Here is a 7,242-nt window from a genome sequence, read left to right as displayed (position 1 = left end):
GAAACGGTGCTTCATCAAACGACCGCTGCCAATGCCGCGACGTTCTTGGATTTCTTGAGAATGCTCAAAGAGTGCTATCCGGACCGTCTCATGGTCTTGGTGTTGGATAACGCTCGCATTCACCATGCCAAAATGGTCAAGGAGTTTTTGCGGGAAGAAGGGCAGTGTTTTCACTTTATTTACCTTCCTCCCTATTCGCCACAGCTGAACCCGATCGAACGCTTATGGAAATGGCTGAAAGATACGGTGATTGCCAATGTATTTCACAAGGATCGCAACGATATCATTCAAGCCATTACTCGGTTTGTCAACTACATCCACGAACGTCCGGAGGAAGTGCTGCAGCGCTTAGGGTGTGCAGGATGACTGAGAAGTTAACTCTTCATGTTGCATGTATATAGTTCATGACAATATGCATCGGGTGAATCTATGTCAAAAATGGTTGCGCGAATCGGATCTGGATAATAAAGTCCAGCAGCCCGATGTTTCCCTAATTTCTTAATACGGAAACTATGGTCATCACACTTAGGGATGTAGATTTTTTTGGTTAACTCTTCGAATTCCTTTTCTAACAATGCGAACTTTTCAAGTGATACATCGTTATCTATTTCAACGTAGCCGTACTTAGTCAAGAACGCATTGTCCTTCATAACCGCTAATGTTTGTTTATTGATATTTTTCTTTGTCTGAAAAGAACGAGCGTAGTCGGACACTTCTTTTACTTCGCGTTCTACCTTCTCTTTCACATAAGTAGTCTGCTTCACAAATTCTCTTGTCATTACAGATATCATATATACAGACATGTTAGAGATAACTGCACTCTCTTTGTTCATAATCAACCGGAAGAATCTTTGGTACATATTGAATTTTTCGGATGTGATCATTTCTACATCTTCAGGAATCAATTTGTATTTTTCTAATATACTCACCAGATATTCTCGGAAGGATTTATCCGTTGGCAACGGGAATACCTTCTCTCTCTGGAGATAAGACATCGCATTTTCCACATACTTTTCCGCTGCTTTATACTCGTAGAACTCTATGTTTCGTAAGGAAAATTGTTCAATAGAGTTGATGAAAAACACCTCTGCCGCCAAAGTAGACAAGTCAAAAATAAGCTTCGGTGTCTTGATTTTACTACGTGTTAAATACCAGCTTTTATCATGAATTCGCTTCGTAAAAGAAACGGTAGCCAAGGAATAGCCAGTTTCTTCTGCTTTGTCTATCCCATCAACCGTGATGCGTTTTACTTTTACTTCTACCGGCAACAGATGAGCCATCTGCTCGAATTTAGTTAGCGCTTCATCTTTGGCATTCTTTAAGTCTTTTGGTTCCAATTTTCCGCAGCTGTACAAGAGGTCTAAAAGGTAATTGACCATTACCTTATCCTCAATTGCACCTATGGATTCGATACTGATTTTTGAAGAACCGAAAGAGATGGATTCGAGGAACTTTCTAAGTTCATTAAAAGACTTCATCCCTTGTAATCGTTTCTTCATCTGATTTTTAAGAGACTTCAATATACTCTCTTTCAATTCCCAATCTGCATACTCGGATAATTTTTTGGATAAACGAATGCTAAAGTTATCTACGAACTCAGTAGAAATCCCTAACTGTTTAAAATTATTGTGTAGTTTTTCCTTTCGTAGTGATTCCACTCTGTCCTTTTGCTTTGTCATACAAAACAACCTCCCTGAAAATAAATAGTTTTCTACAAACAAAAAACCCTTTGGGCAAAGGATTATTCACACATTCTGTGTGTTCCTTAAACCCAAAGGGTTTCGTCTGCTTATGCTTATTTAGGAAATGATGAAAAAGAAAAAAGTTAATCATCTTATATTCCCATTATACCTTCTGATTTTTTATAATCCAACAACCTTGACTCTTTCTCCTTCGATTTCAATTCTGGAACTGATCGCAGCTAAACTGTGGGCGACGGATTCTCTTAATTGGTCCATCATTTTAGAAAACAGCTTATAACCGTCTAATTGATAAGCTCGGAGCGGATCTTCTTGGGCATAACTTCTAAGAAAGATTCCGTTTTTTAACCCCATCATGGCGTCAATATGATATGTCCATTGACGGTCTATATTTAATAAGAACCGCTGTTTAAGAAACTGTGTCACCATTTGGTGTTTATCTTTATCTCGCAAACTCTTCGTATAGAGATCAACGAATACTTGGATGTGTTCAAACAATTCTTCAGGAGTGTCAATTCCCTTTGGAAAATCAATTTTAATATCCGGCAGCAGTCTACTTAATTTCTTTTTCAATCCTTCTAAATCCCATTCTTCCGCAATCTGTTCCGGTGGGCAGTAGTTCTCTACAACGGATTCGATGTGTTTCTTGGTGTAAGAAATTGCTGTTTCTAATACTTCTTTATTTTCAAGGATATTTTCGCGCAATTGGTAAATAACATCCCTTTGGTCATTTAATACATCATCTAATTTGGTTGTATAATCACGAGTTGAAAAACTAATTCCTTCGGCTACCTTTTGAAGATATTGAGTTAATTTATGAACATCTTTATTAAGAATCAATCCGGTTTTATCTTTTTTTAGTTTTTTCTTAAAGGATTCTAATCGTTCCCCTCCATAACGTACAAACAAATCATCTTCCAAACTAATATAGAATTGGGATTCACCGGGATCCCCTTGTCGCCCTGAACGACCGATTAATTGATTATCGATCCGCCGGCTTTCGTGGCGTTCTGTACAAATTACCAACAGTCCACCTAATTCTTTGCTTCGTTTATCCAAGATAATATCCGTACCTCTTCCGGCCATATTGGTCGCAATCATAACTGAACCTTCTTGCCCCGCTGTAGAGATTAATCGGGCTTCATGTTCTGCCGTTTGTGCATTTAACACTTCAAAAGGGATGTCGGTATATCGGTCTAGGTACTCTGCTACCTCAATGGATTTTTTAATTGATGTTGTTCCAATCAATATCGGTCTGCCTGTAAGATGTTCGGCTTTTACTCTTTCGACAATAGCCATATACTTTTCTTCTTTGGTTTCATATACAAGATCCTGCAAATCTTTACGGATTTTTGGTTTATTAGTCGGAATTTGAACTACATACATATTGTATAATTTCTTAAATTCTTGCTCTTCTGTTTTAGCTGTACCCGTCATTCCTGATAATATCTCGTATTTACGAAAATAGTTTTGCAAAGTAATCATGGATTGAGTTTTATTTTCGTCTGTAATGGTTACATTTTCTTTTGCTTCAATGGCTTGATGCAATCCGTCACTTAAAGACCGGCCTTCCATCACCCGTCCTGTATTCATATCCACCAATTTGATTTGATCATCTTCAACGATGTAATCGACATCCTTCTGAAGAATGGTATTGGCTTTCAGGGATTGCATTAAATAGTGATTCAGATGTTGGTTTTTCAGATCGTATAAATTATCGATTCCTAAAATCTTTTGGACTTTTTCAATTCCTTCCTCTGTGAAAGAAACTGTTTTTGATTCAATATCAACCTTGTAATGTACATCTTTTTCCAATGTTTTAATGACTGCATCGCATGTTTTATACATATTTTTTGGAAGCTGCGATTTTCCTGCGATAATTAATGGTGTTCTGGCTTCATCAATTAAAATACTGTCCACTTCATCAATAATGGCATAATATAATGGCCGTTGAACTCGTAATGTAGGGTCATAAACCAAATGATCGCGCAAATAATCAAACCCGAATTCATTTCCTACGCCGTATGTGATATCCGCCGCATATGCCTCTTGCTTTTCGGCATTTTCCATCCCCGATAAATTCAACCCTACTTTTAATCCTAAAAATTCATGGACTTTCCCGATTTGTTCTTTATCTCGTTTTGCTAAATATTCATTTGATGTGATAACATGAACCCCTTTTCCCTCTAAAGCACGAATATAGCTTGGGATAGAGGCGACTAATGTTTTTCCTTCTCCCGTTGCCATTTCGGCAATATCGCCTTCTAATAAAGCTAAACCGCCCACAATTTGGACAAAATAATGCCGCATTCCGAGAACACGGTATGCGGCTTCGCGTACGGTAGCAGATGCTTCAATTTTTATATCATCAATCGTTTTACCGTTTCTTAATTCATTTTTAAAATACTCTGTTTTCTCTTTCAGTTCCTCATCCGATAATTGTTTGAACTTTTCTTCCAACGCCATTACCTTTTGTGCAATTTTTTCTAGTTTTTTTCGATATCGTCTATCAAAATATGCAGATAATCCCATAAATTTCACTCCTATTTCATCATTTACTTATAAATTTTCGTATGGTTTGATTCAGTCTTAAATATGGTACTTTGAAAATCTTAATATTCTAAGAGGTTCTTATAAAAAAAGAGATAGCCGATTGGCTATCTCTGAAAAGCACTATGTAACTTTTGTTTTCCTTGCCATATCATTTTCCAGTAATTCTCGATTCGTTTAAATGTGTCATCGGAACGCTGTGTAACAAAATCTTTTGCCAATTGGTAATCCGCATCCTTTGGTGAGATACCTTTCGTTACAAATGCAAGAAGTTGTTCTTTCGCTTTTAATAGCGCAGAGGACAAATCTTCTTCGTTTTTAATGTCCTTAAACATTTCTTGATAATTTTTGATTACCGATTCAATTTCTTCGTGTGTATAAATGGTTTTTCCTAGTTTGTTTGTCATAGATAAATGACGTGATTGTTCGTATGTCAGAGGAGCATTCAGCGGTTTGATTTTGGCTCGTGCTGCATAGAATCTTTCCTCTACGGATTGATAATCCATCACTTTTTTCGTATTGTGACGAACATAATCTTGAATCAGTTGATCAAATCCAGCTTTTACGTCGCCACTTAAAAACGTATCACTGAAGTGTTGAAGCGCAGCTGTCGAAGAAGCAAGTTCAAGATGTGCTTCATAAGAGTTAAGCTGTTGCTTCTTTATTCCAAAAAGGTTAATCCCCGCATATTTCGCTAAACTATCCATGCCATCCGTAATGTGTTGTAAGATGGATTCCACTTTCTTCAATTCTTCATCGCTTAGCGAATCAAAGTATTTGGACTCATGTAAATATTGACTGAAAACGAGCCATTGATCCTGTGGCCGATAAGAAAAAATATCGGAAGGGTCTGCGTTTTGTACGTTAATATCTTTTGAAAAAAACTCTTCTACCGTCATGCTCATCAGGCCTTGAACCTGTTTGATTTCATCCGAAAGGGTGATTTTATAAGCCTCTCCATTTCTGATGACTTCTACTTGCTTTCCAGCTAATGGATTTTTGATTTCATGTATGGATGGCATTCTGGCATCATTTCGGGCGATCATCGCTCCGATATATCCAAGATCAATTTTCATGGGGTCATACCCTCCTATTCTAAATAATCAATAGAAGGTAATGGTTCTACACCACTTGCATAGTAAAAATTCAACACACTGAAGAAGTCGATTGATTTCCCCGTTGTTAAATCGACGATTAAGATGTGATCACCATAGTTAAAATCGTCAGCTTCCAGTCTACGTGGTGTCTCTTTACCTAAAGTATCGACAAATGAACTGTAGTAGTAAGGGTTTGGACCAGATTGATATTGCGACTCATGGTATGTGAAAAGCGTCCCCACATCTAGATATACCATAATTGCAAAATCAGAACTTGCATAATTGGAAGAGTAGGAAATCGGACTTGAAATGGAAGATATTTTTATATCCGATAGGGAATGTGTTCTTTGTGAATATCCCCCATTGTATGAAAAATAATATTTTCTTTCCCAATTAAGATGTTCGTTGTTAATTCCGTTTACATTCAACACAAATTGGCCGTTTGAATACAAAGAACCATCACTGTATTTTGCAACGAATTTTGTGAGATCTTGTGAAATATATAATGCTTCATTAAAATTAGCAGGATTGGAAGCATTCATTTGAATGGTGTATGAATCTCCCAAAGTTCCTTTTGATAACACACCTAATGCATAATCACCTGCCGGTATATTGATTAGCATTAGTTTTCCCGGTGAAGTGGTAAATTCCGTTGGATACGCTAGTCCATTTTCATAATCTACAACATAAAGTTGCAATATATAATCTTCGTTCCCAGATAATATTCTAGAAACTAAAATTTTATCGGAAGTCGGACTAAAGAAAAATAAATCCATCGGATCCTCTTCTGTTAAGGAATCCTGCGTATTTAAGATTAATCCGTCTACACCATATTGGGATTGAGGTTTGAATTTATTATCGCTTTGGATTTTTATAGCTTCATCTTTGTTGATTTTTATTTCTGTTTCTATTTTCGCTTTATCAATGTCTACCGCTAATGATTCTTCGGTAAACTCCAGACTTTTTTGGAGTTCAATGATAGAATTCATGTTTGGCTTGGTTCCAAGTAATTCATTCGCATAGCTTTTCTGCACTCCAATCGTCACCAAAGTGAAAATTAGAGTGAAAACCAGCAACAATACCTTACCTGATTTTCCAAAAAATGAATTCATTTCATACTTCCCTCCTAAAATGGTATTCATTATTATTATCGGTTTTTTTAAATAAATAGTTTAACAATATAAGGAAAAATTTGAATATATTTTTTATTAAGAGGGTAAGTTGTTGAGGCGGTATTCCTTTGTATTGCAGATATTTAATCTTCTTATTTAAATTGATGGTATTATTTTTAAATTGATGGTATTATTGCTCTTAAAATATTAAAAATTCAGTGTTAGAGTAACTGTAGATGAGCAAATTCGCTAACATAAATTTACAACCAAACAAAAAAAGAGACATGAACCCGATTCCTTGATTAGAATAGATGTGTCACCAAAACTATTCACAAGGAGGTTCATGTCTCATGAATAGATTAGCACATCATCAAGGAATCCACAAGTTTTTCACGATGTTGGAGTCAGTCAAGACTTTGTGGGAACTTTTTTGGTTCGCTGAAAACAGGTGTAAGTCATAGATTGGCGAACCATTTTTTTGAATTTTATCCGTAAGCGCTTTCGAACTCTCATCCCTTGCCATGACAGATCGATATGTATACCTTTTTTTACCATCCCTTGAGTTCAGACAGGGCATGATAGATCGGTGTCCCGGACGATTGCTGTAAATATGGCACGTTATTCCGCGTTACCTCCGGAAGAAGACGGCGGACGCGTTGTTTCGCCTTGTTCACGACCGTCTGTTTAGTGAATGCCGTTTCCTCCGCCGGATGCGACGATTCTTCTCCGAAACGACGTCCGAAAAGACGAATCCCATCCATCCGGGCAATCATTGCCTTGAAA

Annotated in this window: 5 protein-coding genes and 1 pseudogene; 1 reads left to right on the top strand and 5 read right to left on the bottom strand. The window is 36.9% G+C overall.

Features of this window, described 5'->3' with window-relative positions; translation table 11 throughout:
• On the top strand, nt 1-366 hold a 366-nt coding region (locus DCC82_RS16090), incomplete at its 5' end, for an IS630 family transposase (protein ID WP_108430505.1).
• A gap of 8 nt (nt 367-374) precedes the next feature.
• Here the strand turns inward: DCC82_RS16090 and DCC82_RS16085 are convergent.
• From DCC82_RS16085 to DCC82_RS16065, 5 genes and pseudogenes are all read right to left on the bottom strand, one after another.
• Nucleotides 375-1,679: a hypothetical protein gene (locus DCC82_RS16085; protein ID WP_108430504.1), complete on the bottom strand. Its 1,305-nt coding sequence runs from the start codon at nt 1,677-1,679 to the stop codon at nt 375-377.
• Nucleotides 1,680-1,862: 183 nt separating this feature from the next.
• The gene (gene secA2, locus DCC82_RS16080; RefSeq protein ID WP_108430503.1) at nt 1,863-4,232 is read right to left on the bottom strand and encodes an accessory Sec system translocase SecA2; all 2,370 of its coding nucleotides are present in this window, start codon (nt 4,230-4,232) and stop codon (nt 1,863-1,865) included.
• A gap of 125 nt (nt 4,233-4,357) precedes the next feature.
• Nucleotides 4,358-5,326 carry a hypothetical protein gene (locus DCC82_RS16075; RefSeq protein ID WP_108430502.1) on the bottom strand — a complete coding sequence of 323 codons (969 nt, stop codon included), beginning with the start codon at nt 5,324-5,326 and terminating at the stop codon, nt 4,358-4,360.
• A 14-nt stretch (nt 5,327-5,340) separates the two neighbouring features.
• On the bottom strand, nt 5,341-6,459 hold the full coding sequence (locus DCC82_RS16070) for a hypothetical protein (RefSeq protein ID WP_097354497.1): 1,119 nt from the start codon (nt 6,457-6,459) through the stop codon (nt 5,341-5,343).
• Nucleotides 6,460-7,007: 548 nt separating this feature from the next.
• Nucleotides 7,008-7,242, bottom strand: a pseudogene (locus DCC82_RS16065) (UPF0236 family protein); the annotation flags it as partial.

The organism is Geobacillus sp. LYN3, from assembly GCF_003064505.1.
GTDB lineage: Bacteria > Bacillota > Bacilli > Bacillales > Anoxybacillaceae > Parageobacillus_B > Parageobacillus_B toebii.
The sequence above is the reverse complement of the archived record's forward strand: the minus strand, read 5'-3'. Positions and strand labels throughout refer to the sequence as shown.